The organism is Klebsiella sp. 18074, from assembly GCF_902705905.1.
Classification (GTDB): Bacteria; Pseudomonadota; Gammaproteobacteria; order Enterobacterales; family Enterobacteriaceae; genus Klebsiella; species Klebsiella terrigena.
The window spans coordinates 188625-209539 of the sequence record NZ_CACSIS010000003.1 but is presented as its reverse complement, the minus strand read 5'-3'; the positions used below and the strand labels follow the sequence as shown (position 1 = coordinate 209539).

General features: G+C 59.6%; 20 protein-coding genes and 3 tRNA genes. 11 read left to right on the top strand and 12 right to left on the bottom strand.

What is annotated here, in order from left to right:
- Window positions 1-27: 27 nt before the first annotated feature.
- The gene (xni, locus tag GVK32_RS04320) at window positions 28-783 is read left to right on the top strand and encodes a flap endonuclease Xni (RefSeq protein WP_159865528.1); all 756 of its coding nucleotides are present in this window, start codon (window positions 28-30) and stop codon (window positions 781-783) included.
- Between the two features lie 105 nt (window positions 784-888).
- On the opposite strand, the gene fucO is transcribed toward xni, so the two are convergent.
- Window positions 889-2037: a lactaldehyde reductase gene (gene fucO / locus GVK32_RS04315; RefSeq protein WP_159865525.1), complete on the bottom strand. Its 1149-nt coding sequence runs from the start codon at window positions 2035-2037 to the stop codon at window positions 889-891.
- A gap of 27 nt (window positions 2038-2064) precedes the next feature.
- Window positions 2065-2712, bottom strand: coding sequence for an L-fuculose-phosphate aldolase (fucA, locus tag GVK32_RS04310; protein ID WP_041147004.1), 648 nt, complete (start codon window positions 2710-2712; stop codon window positions 2065-2067).
- Window positions 2713-3275: 563 nt separating this feature from the next.
- Between fucA and fucP the strand changes: the two genes are divergently transcribed.
- The 5 genes from fucP to fucR are packed head-to-tail and all read left to right on the top strand — an operon-like array spanning window position 3276 to window position 9060.
- Entirely contained in the window at window positions 3276-4586 is a 1311-nt protein-coding gene (fucP, locus tag GVK32_RS04305; protein WP_159865522.1) for an L-fucose:H+ symporter permease, read from the top strand.
- Between the two features lie 30 nt (window positions 4587-4616).
- On the top strand, window positions 4617-6392 hold the full coding sequence (gene fucI, locus GVK32_RS04300) for an L-fucose isomerase (RefSeq protein WP_159865519.1): 1776 nt from the start codon (window positions 4617-4619) through the stop codon (window positions 6390-6392).
- Window positions 6393-6442: 50 nt separating this feature from the next.
- Window positions 6443-7861, top strand: a complete 1419-nt coding sequence (gene fucK / locus GVK32_RS04295; protein WP_159865516.1) for an L-fuculokinase — start codon at window positions 6443-6445, stop codon at window positions 7859-7861.
- A gap of 1 nt (window position 7862) precedes the next feature.
- Complete coding sequence (gene fucU / locus GVK32_RS04290; RefSeq protein ID WP_123708648.1) at window positions 7863-8285, top strand: L-fucose mutarotase; 423 nt, start codon at window positions 7863-7865, stop codon at window positions 8283-8285.
- A 58-nt stretch (window positions 8286-8343) separates the two neighbouring features.
- Window positions 8344-9060, top strand: a complete 717-nt coding sequence (gene fucR / locus GVK32_RS04285) for an L-fucose operon activator (RefSeq protein WP_041147009.1) — start codon at window positions 8344-8346, stop codon at window positions 9058-9060.
- A gap of 63 nt (window positions 9061-9123) precedes the next feature.
- Here the strand turns inward: fucR and rlmM are convergent, their stop codons facing one another.
- From rlmM to gcvA, 3 genes are read right to left on the bottom strand one after another with little or no spacing between them, the layout of a single operon-like run.
- Window positions 9124-10224 (bottom strand): 23S rRNA (cytidine(2498)-2'-O)-methyltransferase RlmM, encoded by a 1101-nt coding sequence (gene rlmM, locus GVK32_RS04280; RefSeq protein WP_128877315.1) that lies wholly within the window; start codon window positions 10222-10224, stop codon window positions 9124-9126.
- Window positions 10217-10612, bottom strand: a complete 396-nt coding sequence (locus GVK32_RS04275) for a DUF423 domain-containing protein (RefSeq protein ID WP_159865513.1) — start codon at window positions 10610-10612, stop codon at window positions 10217-10219. The genes rlmM and GVK32_RS04275 overlap by 8 nt, the downstream gene beginning before the upstream one ends.
- 19 nt (window positions 10613-10631) lie before the next feature.
- A complete protein-coding gene (gene gcvA / locus GVK32_RS04270; RefSeq protein ID WP_041147012.1) occupies window positions 10632-11549 on the bottom strand; it encodes a glycine cleavage system transcriptional regulator GcvA in 918 nt (305 codons plus the stop codon).
- Between the two features lie 434 nt (window positions 11550-11983).
- Here gcvA and csdA point away from each other — a divergent pair, with 434 nt between their 5' ends.
- Entirely contained in the window at window positions 11984-13189 is a 1206-nt protein-coding gene (gene csdA, locus GVK32_RS04265) for a cysteine desulfurase CsdA (RefSeq protein WP_159865510.1), read from the top strand.
- Window positions 13189-13629, top strand: coding sequence for a cysteine desulfurase sulfur acceptor subunit CsdE (csdE, locus tag GVK32_RS04260; protein ID WP_159865507.1), 441 nt, complete (start codon window positions 13189-13191; stop codon window positions 13627-13629). The genes csdA and csdE overlap by 1 nt, the downstream gene beginning before the upstream one ends.
- Before the next feature lie 6 nt (window positions 13630-13635).
- Here csdE and tcdA read toward each other — a convergent pair whose 3' ends face one another.
- Entirely contained in the window at window positions 13636-14451 is an 816-nt protein-coding gene (gene tcdA, locus GVK32_RS04255) for a tRNA cyclic N6-threonylcarbamoyladenosine(37) synthase TcdA (RefSeq protein WP_159865504.1), read from the bottom strand.
- 68 nt (window positions 14452-14519) lie between these two features.
- Window positions 14520-15617, bottom strand: coding sequence for a murein transglycosylase A (mltA, locus tag GVK32_RS04250; RefSeq protein WP_123708653.1), 1098 nt, complete (start codon window positions 15615-15617; stop codon window positions 14520-14522).
- Window positions 15618-15831: 214 nt separating this feature from the next.
- Here mltA and GVK32_RS04245 point away from each other — a divergent pair.
- The 3 genes from GVK32_RS04245 to GVK32_RS04235 all read left to right on the top strand — a co-directional run bounded on the left by GVK32_RS04245 (window position 15832) and on the right by GVK32_RS04235 (window position 16155).
- Window positions 15832-15908, top strand: a tRNA-Met gene (locus GVK32_RS04245).
- Window positions 15909-15956: 48 nt separating this feature from the next.
- Window positions 15957-16033: transfer RNA gene (locus GVK32_RS04240), tRNA-Met, on the top strand.
- Window positions 16034-16078: 45 nt separating this feature from the next.
- A tRNA-Met gene (locus tag GVK32_RS04235) sits at window positions 16079-16155 on the top strand.
- Window positions 16156-16212: 57 nt separating this feature from the next.
- On the opposite strand, the gene cobT is transcribed toward GVK32_RS04235, so the two are convergent.
- The 5 genes from cobT to GVK32_RS04210 are packed head-to-tail and all read right to left on the bottom strand — an operon-like array spanning window position 16213 to window position 20908.
- Window positions 16213-17268 (bottom strand): nicotinate-nucleotide--dimethylbenzimidazole phosphoribosyltransferase, encoded by a 1056-nt coding sequence (gene cobT / locus GVK32_RS04230; RefSeq protein ID WP_159865501.1) that lies wholly within the window; start codon window positions 17266-17268, stop codon window positions 16213-16215.
- Between the two features lie 25 nt (window positions 17269-17293).
- Complete coding sequence (gene cobS / locus GVK32_RS04225) at window positions 17294-18037, bottom strand: adenosylcobinamide-GDP ribazoletransferase (RefSeq protein WP_095098740.1); 744 nt, start codon at window positions 18035-18037, stop codon at window positions 17294-17296.
- Window positions 18034-18579 (bottom strand): bifunctional adenosylcobinamide kinase/adenosylcobinamide-phosphate guanylyltransferase, encoded by a 546-nt coding sequence (cobU, locus tag GVK32_RS04220; protein ID WP_159865498.1) that lies wholly within the window; start codon window positions 18577-18579, stop codon window positions 18034-18036. The genes cobS and cobU overlap by 4 nt, the downstream gene beginning before the upstream one ends.
- Window positions 18573-20096, bottom strand: a complete 1524-nt coding sequence (locus tag GVK32_RS04215) for a cobyric acid synthase (protein WP_159865495.1) — start codon at window positions 20094-20096, stop codon at window positions 18573-18575. The genes cobU and GVK32_RS04215 overlap by 7 nt, the downstream gene beginning before the upstream one ends.
- A complete protein-coding gene (locus tag GVK32_RS04210; protein ID WP_095098750.1) occupies window positions 20093-20908 on the bottom strand; it encodes an energy-coupling factor ABC transporter ATP-binding protein in 816 nt (271 codons plus the stop codon). The genes GVK32_RS04215 and GVK32_RS04210 overlap by 4 nt, the downstream gene beginning before the upstream one ends.
- Window positions 20909-20915 lie beyond the last annotated feature (7 nt).

Below are 20915 nucleotides of genomic sequence, written 5' to 3'. Positions count from 1 at the left end.
GCCGGCATAAATGATAAGGAGAGACCTGTGGCCGTTCATCTGCTAATCGTCGACGCGCTCAATCTGATTCGCCGCATTCACGCGGTGCAGGGTTCGCCCTGCGTTGACACCTGCCTGCACGCGCTGGAGCAGCTGATCGTCCATAGTCAGCCAACACACGCGGTGGCGGTATTTGATGATGAAGATCGCGCCCACAGCTGGCGGCACCAGCGCCTGGCGGAATATAAGGCCGGCCGCGTGCCGATGCCGGAAACGCTCGAGGCCGAAATGCCCGCGATCCGCGCAGCGTTTGAGCTGCGCGGAATACGCTGCTGGGCCCTGGCGGGCAGCGAAGCCGACGATCTCGCCGCCACCCTGGCGATGAAAGTCGCCCAGGCCGGGCACCAGGCCACCATCGTCTCCACCGATAAAGGCTACTGCCAGCTGCTTTCGCCCACGGTTCGCATCCGCGACTACTTCCAGAAGCGCTGGCTGGACGCCCCTTTTATTGCCAACGAGTTTGGCGTTACCCCGCAGCAGCTGCCTGATTACTGGGGGCTGGCGGGTATCAGCAGCTCAAAAGTGCCGGGCGTGGCGGGTATCGGCCCCAAAAGCGCCGCCCAGCTCTTAACCGAGTTTACCGATCTGGAGGGGATTTACGCCCGTCTCGACGAGGTCGCGGAGAAATGGCGCAAGAAGCTGGAAGAGCATAAAGAGATGGCGTTCATCTGTCGTGAAATCGCCCGTCTGCAGACCGATTTACAGCTCGACGGCAATCTGCAGCAGCTGCGGCTGACGGCGTAGTCGGTGTCGCTGGCATAGTCGGTATAGCTGGTATAGCTGGCGGCCGCCGTTTAGCCGGAAAGGGCGATAGCCAGCATCGCCCTTGCCCCCCGGCAGCGGCAGCGTTTACCAGGCGCTATGGTAGAGCTCGATAATCTCCGCCAGGCTGGCTTCCCGCGGGTTACCTCCGGTGCAAACGTCATCCAGCGCGGCCTGCGCCAGCGCCGGAATATCCTCTTTACGCACCCCGACATCGCGCAGATGCAGCGGGATCCCCACGTCGCGATTGAGTTTACACACCGCCTCTACCGCTGCCTGACGTATCTCCTCTTCGCTTCTGCCTTCAACTTTTTCGCCCATAGCCCGGGCGATATCGGCAAACTTGCCTCCACAGAACGCGGCGTTGTAGCGCATCACGTGAGGTAGCAGAATGGCGTTGGCCACGCCGTGCGGGGTGTTGTAAAACGCGCCTAAAGGATGCGCCATGCCGTGCACCAGCCCGAGGCCGACGTTGGAAAAACCCATTCCGGCAATATACTGCCCCAGCGCCATCGCCTCGCCGGACCGGCTCTCGCCCGCCACCGAGCCGCGCAGCGCGCCGGCGATAATCTCTATCGCTTTCAGGTGCAGCGCGTCGGTTAACGCCCAGGCCGCCCGCGTCGTGTAGCCCTCAATGGCGTGGGTCAGCGCGTCAACGCCGGTGGCGGCCTTCAGCGCCGGCGGCATCCCGTCCATCATGTCAGCATCAATAAACGCGACCTGGGGAATATCGTGCGGATCGACGCAGACAAATTTACGCCGCTTTTCCTCATCGGTGATCACGTAGTTGATCGTTACCTCCGCCGCGGTTCCGGCGGTGGTCGGAATGGCCATTATCGGCACGCTCGGCGCGCGGGTTGGCGATAGCCCTTCCAGGCTACGCACGTCGGCAAATTCGGGGTTAGCGCTGATGATCCCCACCGCCTTACAGGTATCCTGCGGCGAGCCACCGCCGATGGCGATCAGGTAGTCCGCCCCGCTCTGCCTGAAGACGCGCAGCCCCTCCTGCACCACCGCAATCGTCGGATTGGGGATCACCCCGGAAAAGATCTCCCACGCCAGGCCGGCGGCATCCATGCTGTCCGTCACCCGGCTAACCGCGCCGCATTGAACCAGCGTCTTATCGGTGACAATCAGCGCCTTACGGTAGCCCCGACGCTTCACTTCGTCGGCCAGTGCCGCTACCGCCCCTCGGCCAAACCACGCCGTTTCGTTCAAAATCATTCTGTTCGCCATCGTCCGTCTCCTGTTTGCCGTGCGGGATCACTCTTCGATACGTAGCCCATAGGTTTTGAATTTTTCCAGTACGATGGCTATCGCTTCGTCGTCCAGTACCGGCACCGGATCGATAATCGCCAGCGTGCTGAGGTACAGCTGCGCCAGCACCTCCACCTCGTGCGCCAGCCACAGCGCTTTTTCCAGATTCTCTTCACAGGCAATCAGCCCGTGATGCTGCAGCAGGGTCGCCTTGCGGTTTTTTAGCGCGACGGCCACGTATTCAGAGAGCTCGCGCGTTCCGAAGGTGGCGTAGGGCGCGCAGGGAATGGAGTTGCCGCCGGCAGCCGCAATCATGTAGTGGATCGCCGGAATGGGCCGGTTAAGGATCGACACCGCGGTGCAGTGAACCGCGTGGTTATGCACCACCGCCTGCGCGTCGGGGCGGGTCTGGTAGGCCGCCATATGAAAGCGCCACTCGCTTGACGGCAGCTTGCCCTGCTCATGCTGGCCGCTGGCGTCAATCCAGACAATGTGGGATTCGGTGAGCTTTTCGTAGGGGATACCCGTCGGCGTAATCAGCATGCCGCCTTCATAGCGCACGCTCACGTTGCCTGCGGTCCCCTGATTCAGCCCCAGCCGGGTCATTTCCAGGCAGGTATCAATAATCTGCCGCGCCAGCGTATTTCGTTCCATTATTTACCTCTCTCAGCGTTTCAAAACGGACCAACAGAATCCTCACTAACCTCATTCCGGCTCTGTCGAATTAATCAGATATTTACTCATCATCATATTGAATAGCCAGAATGGAATTGACATCAACGTATTCTGTGACCGCCATCAATTAATCGCCGCGAATAAATACAGTGCCGGTTATTTCCCCCAAAGAAAACTGCCCGTTATTATTCCTGTTGTTTAAAACGGGCATTTTAGTTGTTCCTTAACAATTGCCCGTTTGCGCAGCAATAAATTAAATCGGGCAGCGCCGCTGTGGCTTTTAAATTAAATAATCTCAAACGGTCACCGCTTTAGATAAATTAAAGTGATGCTAATCACATAAAGCCATAGTCTTCGGGCCAAATGTGACCGCCATCATATTAAAAGGCGTTGTTTATTTGAAATATGAATTCATGAGTTCATCCACGAGAGCATTTTATTCACTGCCGCTTAACCGGAACTCACCTTACTTTACCGGCTGGAGAGAGTAACCAGTCGCATGCTAAAGATGCTGGACACGCTTCTGAACTGATGAGGATGCTATGGGAAACACAACAATACAAACGCAGAGTTTTCGTGCGATAGATGTCGGACAGAGTAAGCGCTATATCATTCCATTCGCCCTGCTGTGCTCGCTATTTTTCCTGTGGGCCGTTGCCAATAACTTAAATGATATTTTACTGCCGCAGTTCCAGCAGGCTTTTACCTTAACAAACTTTCAGGCCGGGCTGATTCAATCAGCCTTTTATTTCGGCTACTTCGTCATTCCGGTCCCCGCCGGGATACTGATGAAAAAACTCAGCTATAAGGCCGGAATAATTACCGGGCTATTTCTCTACGCTCTCGGCGCGGCCCTATTCTGGCCAGCAGCGGAAATGATGAATTATACTTTATTTCTGATTGGTCTTTTTATTATTGCCGCAGGCCTGGGATGTCTTGAAACCGCCGCCAACCCTTTCGTTACGGTCCTTGGTCCGGAAAGCGGTGGGCATTTCCGCCTCAACCTGGCGCAAACTTTTAACTCCTTTGGCGCCATTATTGCCGTCGTCTTTGGGCAAAGTCTTATTTTGTCTAACGTGCCGCATCAATCGCAGGAAGTGCTCGATAAAATGGCGCCCGAGCAGCTCAGCGCCTATAAGCACAGCCTGGTGCTATCGGTTCAGACGCCGTACATGATTATCGTGGCGATCGTGCTGCTGGTTGCCGTGCTGATCGCGCTGACAAAATTTCCTTCTCTGCAAAGCGACGACCACGTTGATAGCGAACAGAGCTCTTTGAGCGCCTCCTTCGCCAGGCTGGTGCGCATTAGCCACTGGCGCTGGGCAGTTCTGGCGCAGTTCTGCTACGTTGGCGCGCAAACGGCCTGCTGGAGCTATTTGATTCGCTATGCTATCGAAGAGATCCCCGGCATGACCCCCGGCTTCGCCGCGAACTACCTGACCGGCACCATGGTCTGCTTCTTCATCGGCCGCTTTAGCGGTACCTGGCTCATCAGCCGTTTTGCCCCGCATAAAGTGCTCGCCGCCTATGCCCTGCTGTCGATGGTGCTGTGCCTGATCTCCGCGCTCAGCGGCGGCCATATCGGCCTGCTGGCGCTGACGCTGTGCAGCGCGTTTATGTCGATTCAGTACCCGACCATTTTCTCCCTGGGGATCAAAAACCTGGGGCAGGACACCAAATACGGTTCGTCATTTATCGTCATGACCATTATCGGCGGCGGGATCGTCACGCCGGTGATGGGCTTTGTCAGCGATGCCGCGGGCAATATCCCGACCGCCGAACTGGTCCCGACGCTGTGCTTCGCCATCATCTTTATTTTTGCCCGTTTCCGTTCACAAACGGCAACCCACTGAACATTTTCCGCATAACGTGAGGAGTCTGGAATGAAAAAAATCAGCTTACCGAAAATAGGCATTCGCCCGGTGATTGACGGACGTCGCATGGGCGTACGCGAGTCGCTGGAAGAGCAGACCATGAGCATGGCGCAGGCCACAGCTGCGCTTATCGGCGAAAAGCTTCGCCACGCCTGTGGCGCGCAGATCGAGTGCGTCATTGCGGATACCTGCATCGCCGGTATGGCGGAGTCCGCTGCCTGCGAAGAGAAGTTTAGCCGCCACAACGTCGGCGTGACCATTACCGTCACCCCCTGCTGGTGCTACGGCAGCGAAACCATCGATATGGACCCGATGCGCCCGAAAGCCATTTGGGGTTTTAACGGCACCGAGCGCCCGGGGGCGGTCTATCTCGCCGCCGCGCTGGCCGCCCACAGCCAGAAGGGCATTCCGGCCTTCTCGATCTATGGTCATGACGTTCAGGACGCGGACGACAGCTCGATCCCTGCGGACGTCGAAGAAAAGCTGCTGCGCTTCACCCGCGCCGGGCTGGCGGTTGCCGCCATGAAGGGCAAAAGCTATCTCTCCGTCGGCGGCGTATCCATGGGGATTGCCGGCTCCATCGTCGATCATAACTTCTTCGAATCCTGGCTCGGCATGAAGGTGCAGGCGGTCGATATGACCGAGCTGCGTCGGCGCATCGACCAGAAAATCTATGATGAGGTGGAGCTGGAGATGGCGCTGGCGTGGGCGGATAAAAACTTCCGCTACGGCGAGGACCAGAACGCACAGCAGTACAAACGCAATGCCGAGCAGAGCCGGGCGGTTCTGAAAGAGAGCCTGCTGATGGCTATCTGCATTCGCGACATGATGCAGGGCAACGCGAAGCTGGCGGAGAAGGGCCTGACAGAGGAGTCGCTGGGCTATAACGCCATTGCCGCCGGTTTCCAGGGCCAGCGCCACTGGACCGATCAATACCCGAACGGCGATACCGCCGAGGCGCTGCTGAACAGCTCGTTTGACTGGAACGGGGTGCGCGAGCCGCTGGTTGTCGCGACCGAAAATGACAGCCTCAACGGGGTGGCAATGCTGCTGGGTCACCAGCTCACCGGCACCGCCCAGATCTTTGCCGACGTCCGGACCTACTGGTCAGCGGATGCGGTTGAACGGGTGACGGGTCAGCCGCTTACCGGGCTGGCGCAGCACGGCATTATCCACCTGATCAACTCCGGCTCTGCGGCGCTGGACGGCTCCTGTAAACAGCGCGATGCCGCCGGCAACCCGACCATGAAACCGCACTGGGAAATCTCGCAGCAGGAGGCCGACGCCTGCCTCGCGGCCACCGAGTGGTGCCCGGCGATCCACGAGTATTTCCGCGGCGGCGGCTTCTCCTCGCGCTTCCTCACCGAAGGCGGCGTCCCCTTTACCATGACCCGGGTGAACATCATTAAAGGCCTCGGGCCGGTCCTGCAAATCGCCGAAGGCTGGAGCGTCGAGCTGCCGAAAGAGATGCACGACCAGCTGGATGCGCGCACCAACTCCACCTGGCCAACCACCTGGTTTGCGCCGCGTCTGACCGGCAAGGGCCCGTTCTGTGACGTCTATTCGGTGATGGCGAACTGGGGGGCAAACCACGGCGTGCTGACCATTGGCCACGTCGGCGCGGACTTTATCACCCTCGCCTCCATGCTGCGTATTCCGGTCTGCATGCATAACGTGGAAGAGACGAAAATCTATCGTCCTTCAACCTGGTCAGCACACGGGATGGATACCGAAGGTCAGGACTACCGTGCCTGCCAGAACTATGGCCCGCTGTACAAACGTTAATACGTTCCGCCCTTTCATCACGAAAGGGCTTTTTTGTTTCAGGAGCAATGATGAAACAAGAGGTTATTCTGGTCCTCGATTGCGGGGCAACCAACGTCCGGGCCATCGCAGTCGATCGGCAGGGGAAGATTGTCGCCCGCGCGTCGACCCCCAACGCCAGCGACGTCGCGGCGGAAAACAGCGCCTGGCACCAGTGGTCTCTGGAGGCGATCCTCCAGCGCTTCGCCAGCTGCTGCCAGACGCTCGCGGCGGAGCTCGCCGCCTGCCGCATTCGCGGGATTACGGTCACCACCTTTGGCGTCGATGGCGCGCTGGTCGACGAGCGCGGCGCTCTGCTCTACCCGACGATCAGCTGGAAATGCCCGCGCACCGCGGCGGTGATGCGCGATATCGGTAGAATAATGCCAGCCCAGCGGCTGCAAGAGATCTCCGGCGTCGGGGCCTTCAGCTTTAATACCTTATATAAGCTGGTATGGCTGAAAGAGAACCACCCGCAGCTGCTGGAAAAGGCGCGCGCCTGGCTGTTTATCTCATCGCTTATCAACCACCGCTTAACCGGCGAGTTCACCACCGATATCACCATGGCGGGTACCGGCCAGATGCTGGATATTCACCAGCGCGAGTTTAGCCCCGAGATCCTGCAGGCGGCGGGGATCCCGCGCCGGCTGTTCCCGCGGCTGGTGGAGGCGGGAGACAAAATAGGCACCCTTCAGCCCGACGCCGCCGCGCTGCTGCAGCTCCCCGTCGGGATACCGGTTTTCTCCGCCGGGCACGATACGCAGTTCGCGCTGTTTGGCGCCGGCGCCCAGCAGGACGAACCGGTGCTCTCCTCCGGCACCTGGGAAATTCTGATGGTACGTAGCGCCGAGGTTAACACCCCGCTACTGAGCCAGTACCCCGGCTCAACCTGCGAGCTGGACAGCCAGCCCGGCCTGACCAACCCCGGGATGCAGTGGCTGGCGTCCGGCGTGCTGGAGTGGGTGCGCCAGCTGCTGTGGACGCCGGAGACGCCGTGGCACACGCTGATTGAGGAAGCACGCCACATTCCCGCCGGTGCCGATGGCGTGAAGATGCAGTGCGATCTGCTGGCCTGCCGGGACGCGGGCTGGCAGGGCGTAACGCTGAATACCACCCGCGGCCATTTTTATCGCGCCGCACTGGAGGGCTTAACCGCCCAGCTGCAGAGCCAGCTGCGCACCCTGGAGCAAATCGGCGGCTTTAAGGCCAGCGAGCTCCTGCTGGTGGGCGGCGGCAGCCGTAACGCGCTGTGGAATCAAATTAAAGCCAACGCGCTGGATCTGCCGGTTAAGGTCCTCGATGACGCGGAAACCACCGTTGCTGGCGCGGCGATGTACGGCTGGTTCGGCGCCGGCGAGTTTGTCAGCCCGGAACAGGCCAGAGCCCAGATGCACTACCGGTACCGCTACTTTTATCCACAAACCGAACCTGAACTGATAGATGAGGTATGACATGCTAAAAACTATCTCGCCACTCATCTCCCCCGAGCTGCTTAAGATCCTGGCCGAGATGGGCCACGGGGATGAAATTATTTTTTCCGACGCCCACTTCCCGGCCCACAGTATGGGGCCGCAGGTCATTCGCGCCGACGGCCTGCAGGTCAGCGATCTCCTGCAGGCGATCGCGCCGCTGTTTGAGCTCGACGGCTACGCGCCGCCGCTGGTGATGATGGCGGCGGTGGCGGGCGACGCGCTCGACCCCGACGTTGAGCGCCGCTATCGCGATGCGCTCTCCCGGCAGTCGCCGTGCCCGGAAGTCATCCGCATCGATCGCTTTGCGTTCTACGAGCGGGCGCAAAAAGCCTTTGCGATCGTTATCACAGGGGAGCGCGCGAAGTACGGGAATATTCTTTTAAAAAAAGGAGTAACGCCGTAATCTCATGCCGGAGCGCCCGCCTGATGCGGGCGCTTATTGACTGACAGGGTGAGAGAATATGAAAGCGGCACGCCAGCAGGCGATAATAGACCTGCTGATCAACCACAGCAGCCTGACGACTGAAGCCCTATCGCTGCAGCTTGCGGTCAGTAAAGAGACGATTCGTCGCGACCTCAGCGAGCTGCAGTCGCAGGGCAAAGTGCTGCGTAACCACGGGCGTGTCAAAATCATTCATCGCCAGAGCCAGGACAGCGGCGATCCGTTCCACATCCGCCTCAAAAGCCACTATGCCCACAAAGCCGATATCGCCCGCGAGGCCCTTGCCTGGATAGAAGAAGGGATGGTTATCGCCCTCGACGCCAGCTCCACCTGCTGGTATCTGGCCCGCCAGCTCCCGGACGTCAACCTGCACGTGTTTACCAACAGCCAGCCCATCTGCCAGGAGCTCAGCAAGCGCGAGCATATCCAGCTCACCTGCTCCGGCGGCACCCTGCAGCGTAAATACGGCTGCTACGTCAGCGCTTCGCTTATCCCGCAGCTCCGATCGCTGGAGATAGATCTGTTCGTTTTTTCCTGCGAGGGTATCGACAGCAACGGCGCGCTTTGGGATTCAAATACGGTTAACGCCGAGTTCAAGTCCCTGCTGCTCAAGCGGGCGGCGCAGTCCCTGCTGCTGATCGATAAGAGTAAGTTTAATCGCTCGGGCGAGGCCAGCATTGGCCATCTCGATGACGTGACGCACATCATTTCTGATGAGCCCATCGCGGCAAAATAGCCGGCAGGAGAAGGGAGAGGAGAGCCCGGATAGCGGTGCTGCTACCCGGGATACGAGGCCAAATTAGCGCTCGTCGCGACGACCGCCAACCGCAGCCCACAGGCGGCGAATATGAACGGTCACTTCTTCACGATCGTGATACAGCTGGCGCGCCTGAATCTGCGCATTAATGCCGTGCTCATCCAACTGCTCCTGGATGTAGGCCAGATTGCGCGACAGCTCTTCATAGCGCTTTTTCATCGGCAGCTTCAGGTTGAAGATAGTCTCGCGGCACCAGCCGTTGACCAGCCACTGCGCCATCAGCGCCGCAACCTTAGCCGGTTTTTCCACCATGTCGCACACCATCCATGAGATGTTGCTTCGGGTCGGGCGGTAGCGGAAACCGTCTTCACGCAGCCAGGTCACCTGTCCGGTATCCATCAGGCTCTGCGCCATCGGGCCGTTATCGACCGACGAAACCCACATGTTGCGCTTCACCAGCTGATAGGTCCAGCCGCCGGGACAGGCGCCAAGATCCACCGCATACATGCCGTTGCCCAGGCGCTCGTCCCACTCATCGGCCGGGATAAAGACGTGGAACGCCTCTTCCAGCTTCAGCGTAGAGCGGCTCGGCGCATCGGCAGGGAATTTAAGCCGCGGGATCCCCATATAGAACGGGGAGTTGTTGTTGGAGTAGGAGTAGCCGGTATAGCAGCAGCCCGGAGCGATAAAGAATACGTGCACCACCGGACGCTTCGTGGTTTCGTAGCTGGTCAGCACGCCCGCTTCACGCAGGGCCGCGCGCAGCGGAACCGTAAACTTACGGCAGAACTTCATCAGCTCTTTGCTTTCATTGGTATCGGCCACTTCCACCCGCAGGTCACCGCCCTTCTCCACCACGCCCTGCAGCATGCCGACAATCGGCGTGATGCGATCTTCCGGCGGCAGGTCGCGCAGCAGTTCGCCGACCACAAACATCTGACGGGCAAAGACCAGCGAGCTGAACGGCAGCTCGCGCGCCAGCTTGTCGCCATCTTCCATCTGATAGCATTCAAAAATCACGTACCCGGCGTTATCTTTCACGCGGGCAAAACCAAACACCTCAAGGCGGGATGCCTTATCGGTAATTTCTGCTGCGCACTCCTTCTCAAACCCGGGGCGACAATAGAGGACAACCTTATTCATGAACAACGCCCTTACGTTTCAGACGAATTGCACCAATTAACATTAAGACCCAACCGGCGAGGAAGCTGACGCCTCCCACCGGCGTAACGAACGCCCACAGGCGTAAATGCGACAGCGCCAGGCAGTAAAGGCTGCCGCTGAAAAAAACGGTACCCAGCGCCATAAAGACGCTGCTCCAGTAAAACCAGATGCTGATGCGGCGCTGCATCGCCACCGCCAGGCCAAAAATGGCCAGCGTATGGAAGGCCTGGTACTCAAGGCCGGTATGGATCCAGCCCATTTCCGCAACGCCCAGCGACCGGCTTAACACGTGCGCGCCGAAGGCGCCCAGAGCAACAAAGATAAAACCGCTTATCGCGGCGAATATCAGCATAAAACGGCTGGTCATGTTATTACCCTACAATCATTTATTGTTCGTAACGAAAGCGAAATTTTTCTTGTTCACTTGCCGCTTTCGCCAGTATCCACTGCCGGAAGGCGGCTATTTTACCCAGTTCAGCCTGACTGTCATGACAAACCAGATAAAAGGCATTTTTACTGACCAGAACATCATTAAACGGACAGACCAGACGGCCGGCTTCAATTTCGGACTGGGACATCACGTTATTGGCGAGCGCGACCCCCTGTCCGTGAATGGCCGCCTGCAGCACCATTGCGCTGTGGCTGAAAATCGGCCCCTGCTGGACGTTAATATGGCTTAGACCCAGCTGGCGGGTATAAGTTTGCCAGTCGCGACGGGAAGCATCGTGCAATAGCGTATGTTGCGCCAGATCCGCAGGCGTTTTCAACGCTTTGTCACCGGTCAGCAGCACCGGCGAGCAAACCGGCAGCAGATACTCGGCGTACAGTTTTTCGACGCGCAGCCCCGGCCAGTTGCCGCGACCGTAGAAAATCGCCACGTCAACGTCATCCGCCAGCTTGTCCTCCTGACGGTCCACCGCCTGGATTCTGACGTCAATTCCCGGATAAGCTGAGTTAAAGCTTGAAAGGCGCGGGACCAGCCACTGAATCGCAAAACTGGGCAACAGGCTGACCGTTAACGCCCCTTTTGCGCTTCGCGCCTGCAGTTTACGCGTCGCCTCCGTCAGCTGCGAAAAAATATCTTTAATATCCTGGAAATAGCTCTGGCCCTCTTCCGTCAGCAGCAGCGATCGATTGCGCCGCCGAAACAGCTTCAGCCCAAGAAAGTCCTCTAGTGACTTGATTTGGTGACTTACTGCGGCCTGGGTCACAAAAAGCTCATCGGCTGCGCGAGTGAAGCTTAAATGACGTGCGGCTGCATCAAAAACACGTAATGCATTCAGAGGTGGTAATCGCTTTGACATGGTTATTCTGGCTTAGATGTTAAGGCAATTTAACAAACAGGAAACAACGTTTAACCTATTAGTTTTTTTTATCTGAGCCATTATAATTTGTCCGTTGAGGTTCTACCAGCAAATACCTATAGTGGCCGCACTTCCTGAGCCGGAACGAAGAGCTTTTTTTGGAATGCGTGTTCCAACAAGCTTTTGGCTTACGGTTGTGATGTTGTGTTGTTGTGTTTGCAATTGGTCTGTCTTTGCGGACCATGGTGGCTAAGCTACCCCCTTTTCACTTCCTGTACATTTACCCTGTCTGTCCATAGTGATTTAATGTAGCACCGCAACGCGCGGTGCTTTTTTTTGCCCTGAATTTCCCCTCTCTTCCTTATCCGGTGCTTGTCAGCCTTGCCCTGACGGATAAATTGCGCGACGATCGTCGGATTGCAACGAGGAGCTCCATGAACGCATTCAATCCCGCTCAGTTTCGCGCGCAGTTTCCGGCTCTGGCCGATGCCGGCGTTTACCTTGATAGCGCGGCGACGGCGCTAAAGCCGCTGGCCACCATCGAGGCCAGCGATCGGTTCTATCGCCTCAGCGCCGGCAACGTGCACCGCAGCCAGTTTGCCGCCGCCCAGCGCCTGACCGAACGTTATGAAGACGCCCGCGAGCGCGTCGCGGCGCTGCTTAACGCGCCGTCGGGCAAAGATATCGTCTGGACCCGCGGCACCACCGAAGCCATTAACATGGTGGCGCAGAGCTACGTTCGCCCGCGCCTGCGGCCCGGCGACGAAATCATCGTCAGCGAAGCGGAACATCACGCCAATCTGGTTCCCTGGCTGATGGTGGCCGAGCAAACCGGCGCCCGGGTGGTGAAGCTGCCCATCGGCGCCGATCGCCTGCCTGACGTGGCGAGCCTGCCCTCCCTGATCACGCCGCGCAGCCGGGTGCTGGCCATTGGCCAGATGTCTAACGTGACCGGCGGCTGCCCGGATCTGGCGCTGGCGATCCGCCTCGCGCACGAGGCCGGAATGGTGGTGATGGTCGACGGCGCGCAGGGCGCGGTGCATTTCCCGGCCGACGTCCGGAATCTGGATATCGACTTTTACGCCTTCTCCGGCCATAAGCTGTACGGCCCGACGGGGATTGGCGCGCTGTACGGTAAAAGCGAGCTGCTGAACGCCATGTCGCCGTGGCTCGGCGGCGGTAAAATGATTACCGAAGTCACGTTCGACGGGTTTAAAACCCAGCCCGTACCCTATCGGCTGGAGGCCGGCACGCCAAACGTCGCCGGCGTCATCGGCCTGAGCGCGACCCTGGAGTGGCTGCAGGAGACCGATATCGCCCAGGCCGAAAGCTGGAGCCGCAGCCTGGCGACGCTGGCTGAAGACGAGCTGGCGAAACGTCCGGGCTTCCGCTCCTTCCGCTGCCAAAGCTCAAGCCTGCTGGCATTTGATTTCGCCGGCGTGCACCACGGCGATATGGTGACGCTGCTGGCGGAGTCCGGCATCGCGCTTCGCGCCGGGCAGCACTGCGCCCAGCCGCTGCTGGCGGCTCTTGGCGTTAGCGGCACCCTGCGCGCCTCGTTTGCGCCTTATAATACCCAGGATGACGTTTACGCGCTGGTGCATGCCGTTGACCGCGCTCTGGAAATTTTGGTGGACTAATGACGACTCCCAACCCGCAGAACCATCCGTTTGGCACCGCCATCACTGAAGCGACGCTGCGGCAAACCTTCGCCCCGCTGAGCCAGTGGGAAGATAAGTACCGCCAGCTGATTGTGTTAGGCAAAAAGCTGCCGCCGCTGGCGGACGAGGTTAAAGCCCGCACGACGGAGATTGCCGGCTGTGAAAACCGCGTCTGGCTGGGGTATAGCGTGCGCGACGGTCGGCTGCATTTCTTTGGCGACAGCGAGGGGCGGATCGTTCGCGGCCTGCTGGCCGTGCTACTGACGGCCGTTGAGGGGAAAAGTGCCGCCGAGCTGCAGGCGCGCAATCCGCTGGCGCTGTTCGACGAGCTGGGGCTGCGCGCGCAGCTTAGCGCCTCTCGCGGCCAGGGCCTCGCCGCGCTGGGCGCCGCGGTGCTTGCCGCGGCCCGCGAGGCTTAACCCGAGCTAAAGCGCCTGGCCCTGACGCTCGGCTTTCGCCAGCATCTTCTTCAGCGCATGCGATACGGCGACAAAGCCAAAGGTGGCGGTAACCATCGTTGCCGCCCCAAAGCCCGACGCGCAGTCCATTCGTTTGGGGCCTTCCGCGCTGCTTTTCATCGCACATACGCTGCCGTCGGCCTGGGGATAAACCAGCGCCTCGGTCGAGAACACGCAGTCGACGCCGAGCTTGCCCTTACTGTTTTTGACCACCCCGAACTGGCCCTTCAGGCGCTCGCGCAGCTTCGCCGCCAGCGGATCCTGAATCGTTTTCGCCAGGTCCGCCACCTGAATCTGGGTCGGGTCAATTTGCCCACCCGCGCCGCCGGTAGTCACCAGCGGCACCTTATAGCGACGGCAGTACGCAATTAACGCCGCCTTCGGCCGCACGCTATCGATAGCGTCAATCACGTAGCTGAAGCCCGCGCCCATATATTCGGCCACGTTCTCCGGCGTCACGAAATCGTCAATCACCGTCACCTGACATTCAGGGTTGATCAGCCGGATACGCTCCGCCATCACCTCGGCTTTCGCCAGCCCGACGTTGCCGCCCAGGGCATGAATCTGCCGGTTGGTGTTGGTGACGCAGACGTCGTCCATATCGATAAGGGTAATGGCGCCAATCCCGGTTCGTGCCAGCGCTTCTGCGGCCCAGGAGCCGACGCCGCCGATGCCAACCACGCAGACGTGCGCGTCGGCAAAACACTGCAGCGCTGATTCACCATACAAACGCGCCGTCCCGCCAAAACGCTGGCGCCAGGCGTCGCTAATTACAACAGACATATAACCTCAGAATAAAATGGCCGCTTTCCCGACGCGCGCGTGCCGTCGGAGAAGCGGAGAAAGGAGTGTTAGCCGCTAAAGACGTTGCCCGTGCCCGGGGCGTTTTTCAGCACCCAAACGCGGCCATAGTGGTTATACCAGCCCGCACGATGCCCGGCATCCGCACCGATACCCTGATAGATATCGAAGTGCTGGCCTTTAATCGCGCCGCCGACGTCCAGCGCAACCATCAGGCGCAGCTCGTACTGACCGTTAAACTTGCCTTTATTATCCAGCAGCGGGACTTCCGCCAGCAGGGTGGTTCCCGGCGGAATAATGCTGCGGTCAGAGGCGACCGACGCGCGGCCAATCAGCGGTACCGCGCTGGCGCCTTTCACCGGAGCGAAGGATTGCGGTTTAAAGAAGACGAAAGACGGGTTCTCTTCGAGCAGCGCGCGCACTTCGGCTTCGCTATGGGTTTCACCCCATTCGCGGATCGCCTGCATCGACATATCTTCTTTCTTTACTTCGCCGCGATCGATAAGCACCTTGCCGATACTGCGATACGACCAGCCGTTCTTCCCGGCATAGCTGAAGAAGTTCAGCGGCGAGCCGTCGCCAAAATCGATATAGCCGCTGCCCTGGACATCCATAATGAAGTTGTCCATCAGCGAATTGCTGTAGGCCAGGATATAGCTATCGCTCAGCCCGCCGGCGTAGATGCTGGCGCGGGACGGAAGCTTGCCGCGCTTCGGCGGCATGCGGTAAATAGGATACTGGAACTCACCCTGGCGGGTGTGGCGCGCCTGCACCACCGGGGTATAGTAGCCGGTAAACTGCACGTTGCCGTAGCTATCGGCGCCCTGCATCTGCCAGGCATCAATGCCGTACTGGCTCAGCGTGCGGGTATCGCCGCCGGCGCTTAGCCACTGCTGCAGGGAGTTATAGACGTTGCTCTGGCTATTATAGAGGCGCGGAGAGGCGCTGCGGATCTGCCTGACCTGTTCGGAGAAGTCGCCCGCGTTAATTGGCGTGCCGACCGCATCAGGTTGGTTAACCAGTGAAAACGGCTGGGTGAGCTTTCCTTCATTATACTGCTGACCGCGATCGGTCGGTTTCGAGGAACAGCCGGCTAGCATCGCCAGCACTGCTCCGGTTGCCACATACTTTGCCCAACATCCTTTCATGGTATCTCTTCTTTTGCCGCGTAGTACCGGTTCGTGATGAGGGAAGATAACAAACCGCCAGGGCTATTGAAATGCGATAAAGCGGCACAAATACAAAATCGGCTAAAAAACGCGCTAAAAACGGTGTTTTATACATCATTCATTACAAAATTATCGATTTAGCTGAAAAAGGGTTGCATCAAAACGTTAGCAGAGTATAGTGCGCATCCACGGACGCGGGGTGGAGCAGCCTGGTAGCTCGTCGGGCTCATAACCCGAAGGTCGTCGGTTCAAATCCGGCCCCCGCAACCAATTAAAATCAGAGAAGTAAGCTTTACTCGATGGAAGAGTAAAGACGGACGCGGGGTGGAGCAGCCTGGTAGCTCGTCGGGCTCATAACCCGAAGGTCGTCGGTTCAAATCCGGCCCCCGCAACCAATTAAAATCTGATGCAAAGTTTACTCGATGAAGAGTAAAGACGGACGCGGGGTGGAGCAGCCTGGTAGCTCGTCGGGCTCATAACCCGAAGGTCGTCGGTTCAAATCCGGCCCCCGCAACCAACACAATAAACACCCTTCCGGGTGTTTTTTTGTTTCTGCGCTTCCTTGCGCACGCGCCTAATGCTGCGGCAGGACGATATTGCTGGCAGCCAGCTGGCCCATGTCGCGATACATGGCGCAGGCGGCCTCAACAATCGGCATCGCCAGCGCCGCGCCGCTGCCTTCACCTAAACGCATCCCCATATTCAGATACGGCTCCATCTCCAGATGCGCCAGCGCAATCCGCGCGCCCTTCTCCGCCGAATAGTGCGACGGGATCAGGTACGGCTTAATTTCCGGCGCTAACCGGCACGCCGCCAGCGCCGCGGAGTATGAGAGAAAGCCGTCCAGCAGCACCGGCAATCCGCAGGATGCCGCCCCGAGCATCACGCCGGCCATTCCCACCAGATCGAAACCGCCAATTTTTGCCAGCACGTCGATTCCGTCGTGCGGATCAGGTCGGTTGACGGCAATCGCCCGCCGCACCACCGCCACCTTATTGCCCACCTTTGTCAGCGGTAGGTTGGCCCCAATCCCCACCACCTCTTCGGCATCGCTGCCGCTCAGCACGCTAACGATCGCCGCCGCGGGGGTCGTGTTAGCCATTCCCAGCTCTCCGACGCCAAACAGCGTCACGCCGCTTTCCGCCAGCTTGCGGGTATAGCGAATCACCTCCAGCAGCAGCTCTGCGGCTTGGGTACGGCTCATCGCCGGGCCGCTGGCGATATTACCGCAGCCGCGCGCAACCCGCATATTCACCACGCCGGGAACCGGTTCGGCGTCAATGCCCACGTCAATCACGTGAACTTTCGCGCCCGCCTGCGCCGCCAGCACGCAGACGCCGGTAGTCCCGCGCGTCATATTTTCCGCCTGAATGGCGGTGACCGCCTTCGGCGAGATGGCGACGCCTTCGTCCCAGACGCCGTGATCGGCGCACATGACCAGTATCGCTTTCTTGTCGACGTGCGGTACGCCGTTAAGCCCCGGCATCCCCGCCAGCTGTACCGCCAGCGCTTCCAGGCGGCCAAGACTGCCGGGCGGCTTCAGCAGGCCATCAATATGCCGCCGGGCACCCGCCATCGCCGCCTCATCCACAGGGGGAATGGCGCGCAGTATTGAAGATAAATTCTGCATAAGAGTTCTCGTGGTAGTGGCCGGCTCACAGCAGAGCCAGCAGGAAGATCAGTTCGCCAAGTTCAATCGCCGCTCCCAGCGTATCGCCGGTTTGCCCACCGAGGGTTCGCTTTAAGAGCTGACCGAGAATGAAAATCGCCGCCGCGGTAGCCGCCAGCGCCGCCACTCCGCGCATGCCCGGCAACAGCACGGCGGCCAGAATGACCGCTAAACCCAGGGTTACGCAGGTTTGTCGCCCGCTCACCTTGCCGATGAACAGGTTGCCCAGCCCCTCTTCCCGGGCATAGCGATGGCGGTACATCAGCAGCACGCTGGTCCCCCGCCCTACCGCGCAGGCTGCCGCCAGCGCCGCCAGCATCGGCGTTCCGCGCAATGCCAGTTCGCTGACCACCAGCACCTTCGCCAGCAGCACAAAAATCAGCGCCAGCCCGCCGTGAGTCCCTAGCCGGCTGTCGCGCATAATTTCCAACATGCGTTCGCGGCGTCGGGCGGAAAACACCCCATCGCAGGTATCGGCCAGCCCGTCGAGGTGGAAGCCGCCGGTCAGCAGCGCCAGCGCCAGCACGGCAAACAGCGCCGCCAGCGGGATCCCGCACCAGGCCTGAAGCGCAATAAATACCGCGCCGCTCAGCAGTCCCAGCAGCGCGCCGACCAGCGGAAAAGTGACAATCCCGCGGACGTACTGCTCAATATCCAGCCCCTGCGACCAGCGCGCGGGCACCGGCAGGCGGCTAATAAAAGAGAGCGTTGCGCAGAATAATTTGATCATTTAATTTTGACTCCAATACCAGATACCACCAGCCAGACCTCATCCGCCGCGGCCGCAAGACGCTGGTTAACCCGTCCGGCAATATCGCGAAAATGGCGCGCGAGACGATTTTCCGGCACGATCCCCATCCCGACTTCATTGGTGACCAGCACTACCGTCGCCGGGCAGCGTTGACAGGCCGCAATCAGCGCGCGGATCTCGTCGTCGATCGTCCGCTCCATCGCCGCGTAGTCCCAGCCGTCGGGGTCGGCATCGCCGCCGATCGCAAACAGCAGGTTGGTCACCATCGTGGTGATACACTCCAGCAAAATAGCTTCCGCAGGGTCGTTGTGCGGCGTAATCAGCTCATCAAGCTGCTGCCAGCGCTCGGCTGTGCGCCAGTGCGCCGGCCTGCCGTCGCGATGGTGCTGGATCCTCGCGGCCATCTCCTCATCAAAAATCTGCGAGGTGGCGATATATAAAACCTGCGGTGAGCCGGCGATCAGCGCTTCGGCGTGACGGCTTTTGCCGCTGCGCGCGCCGCCGGTGACCAGAATCAGCATGATGGCTCCTGATGCTGCTGCATAATGTGGTAAATTTTTTCAATATCAATATGTTGTCGCATTGCGTCGGCCAGAATATCGAACTGCTGTGATTTATACCGCGCGTAGTGGAGCGTGGTATCCAGCGCCTCCAGGCCTTTACGTTGACGCAGGCCGTTGACCAGCGCGCGGGTGAAATCATCGCTGTCGAACAGGCCGTGCAGGTAGGTACCAAACGCCAGCCCGTCGTCCGTCGTCGCCCCGTCCGCCACCGGCCGCCCCTCTTTTTCCAGATGCACCAGCGGCTGGCAATCGCCTTGCCGGGTCGTTTCACCCATATGAATTTCATAGCCGCGCACGCGCAGAGCGGAAGCGCCCGCCAGCCAGCCAGGGAGCGCGGCCGCCATCGTCGCCTCAACCAGCGTCGTGGTTTTATGGCGGGCAAACTGCGTCACGGTATTGAGCAGCCCCAGGCCGGGCAACCTTCCCAGGCCGGACTCCACTTCATCGATGATGATCTCGCCAAGCATCTGGTAGCCGCCGCAGATCCCCAGCACTGGTATCCCCTGCTGATGCGCCTGCAGCACGCCCTGCTCCATCCCGCTTTCGCGCAGCCACTGCAGATCGCCCAGCGTATTTTTGCTGCCGGGCAGAATCACCAGATCGCTCGCCGTCAAATCCTGGGGATAACGAACGTAGCGCACGCGGACGTCCGGCTGCGCCGCCAGCGCGTTGAAATCGGTAAAGTTGGAAGTATGCGGCAGCTGAACGATCGCAATGTCGATCTCCCGCTTCGCGGTGCTCAGATATTTCCCTTTCTGCAACGCCACGCTATCTTCATCTTCCAGATCGACCTCCAGCCACGGCATCACCCCCAGCACGGGAACGCCGGTCAAAGCTTCAATCTGTTCGATTCCCGAGTACAGCAGCGCCGCATCGCCGCGGAATTTATTGATGATCACCCCTTTCACCCTGGCGCGCTCCTGCTCCTCAAGCAGCGCCAGCGTTCCGTAGATTGCGGCGAACACGCCACCTCTGTCGATGTCGGCGACGAGGATCACCGGACACTGCGCCATCTCCGCCATGCCCATATTGACGATATCGCGATCGCGCAGGTTGATCTCCGCCGGGCTGCCGGCGCCCTCAAGAACCAGCACCTCATACTCCTGCGCCAGGCTGCGGTAAACTTCAAGGATCTGCTCGCGCAGGCGCGGCTTGTACTCGTGGTAGCTCACCGCATCCATATGGGTCGCCACTTTTCCCATCAGCACCACCTGCGCGTTGAGATCGCTGGTCGGCTTTAACAGTATCGGGTTCATGCGCACATCCGGCGCGATACCCGCCGCTTCGGCCTGAAATATCTGCGCCCGCCCCATCTCTTTGCCTTCCGGCGTGATGCCGGAGTTCAGCGCCATATTCTGCGATTTAAACGGCGCGGTACGCAGGCCATCCTGATAAAAAATTCTGCACAGCCCCGCCACCAGCACGCTTTTACCCACGTCGGATGCCGTACCTTGCAACATGATTGCCTGCGTCATAAGGCCTCCTTTATCGCGTTCTGTCGCATTCGGATGAAAAACTCATCTTCTGTTTTACACAGCGGCAGCCCTAGCCGGGCATGCAGCTTCACCAGCCACGGCTGGGTTAGCCCGGCCTCGGCAATCAGCTCCGTACGGGAAAAAACGGCCCCCGGCTCATCGTACGCCAGCACTTCCCCGCGGCGCAGAACATACACGACATCGCTCACTTCATAAATCAGATCGATATCGTGGCTGGAGATCACCACATGGTTTCCCTGGGCGACGATCCGCTTAATGATGGCGATCATCTGCGTCCGCCCGGCGGGATCGAGGCCCGCCGTAGGCTCATCCAGCAGAAGATAGCGCGCCTGCAGCACCAGAGCTCCGGCAATCGCCACCCGCTTTTTCTGCCCGTGGCTCAGGCACTGAATCGGCTGATGGCGAAAATGCCGGGCATCGACCAGCGTGAGCGCATCGTCCACGCGCCGGGCAATCTCGGCTTCCGCCACGCCTAAATTACGCAGGCTAAAGGCGATGTCGCTATCGATATCGGTATAGAAAATTTGCTGTTCCGGATCCTGAAAAACGGTGGCGACCTGCTGGCGCAGCGCCAGCAACGCCCGCTTGCTATACTCCAGCGGCTTTCCTTGCCACAACACCGCCCCTTTTTGCGGCCGCAGCAGGCCGCTCAGGTTCATAAACAACGTCGATTTTCCGCAGCCGTTCGCGCCCACCAGGCCGGTCACGGAATGTTGGGAAAAATCCAGCGTCAGCCCCTTGAGTACCTGTTCATCCTGATAACGGAACCAGAGATCTGTCGTGGCAAGCATGCTTTTC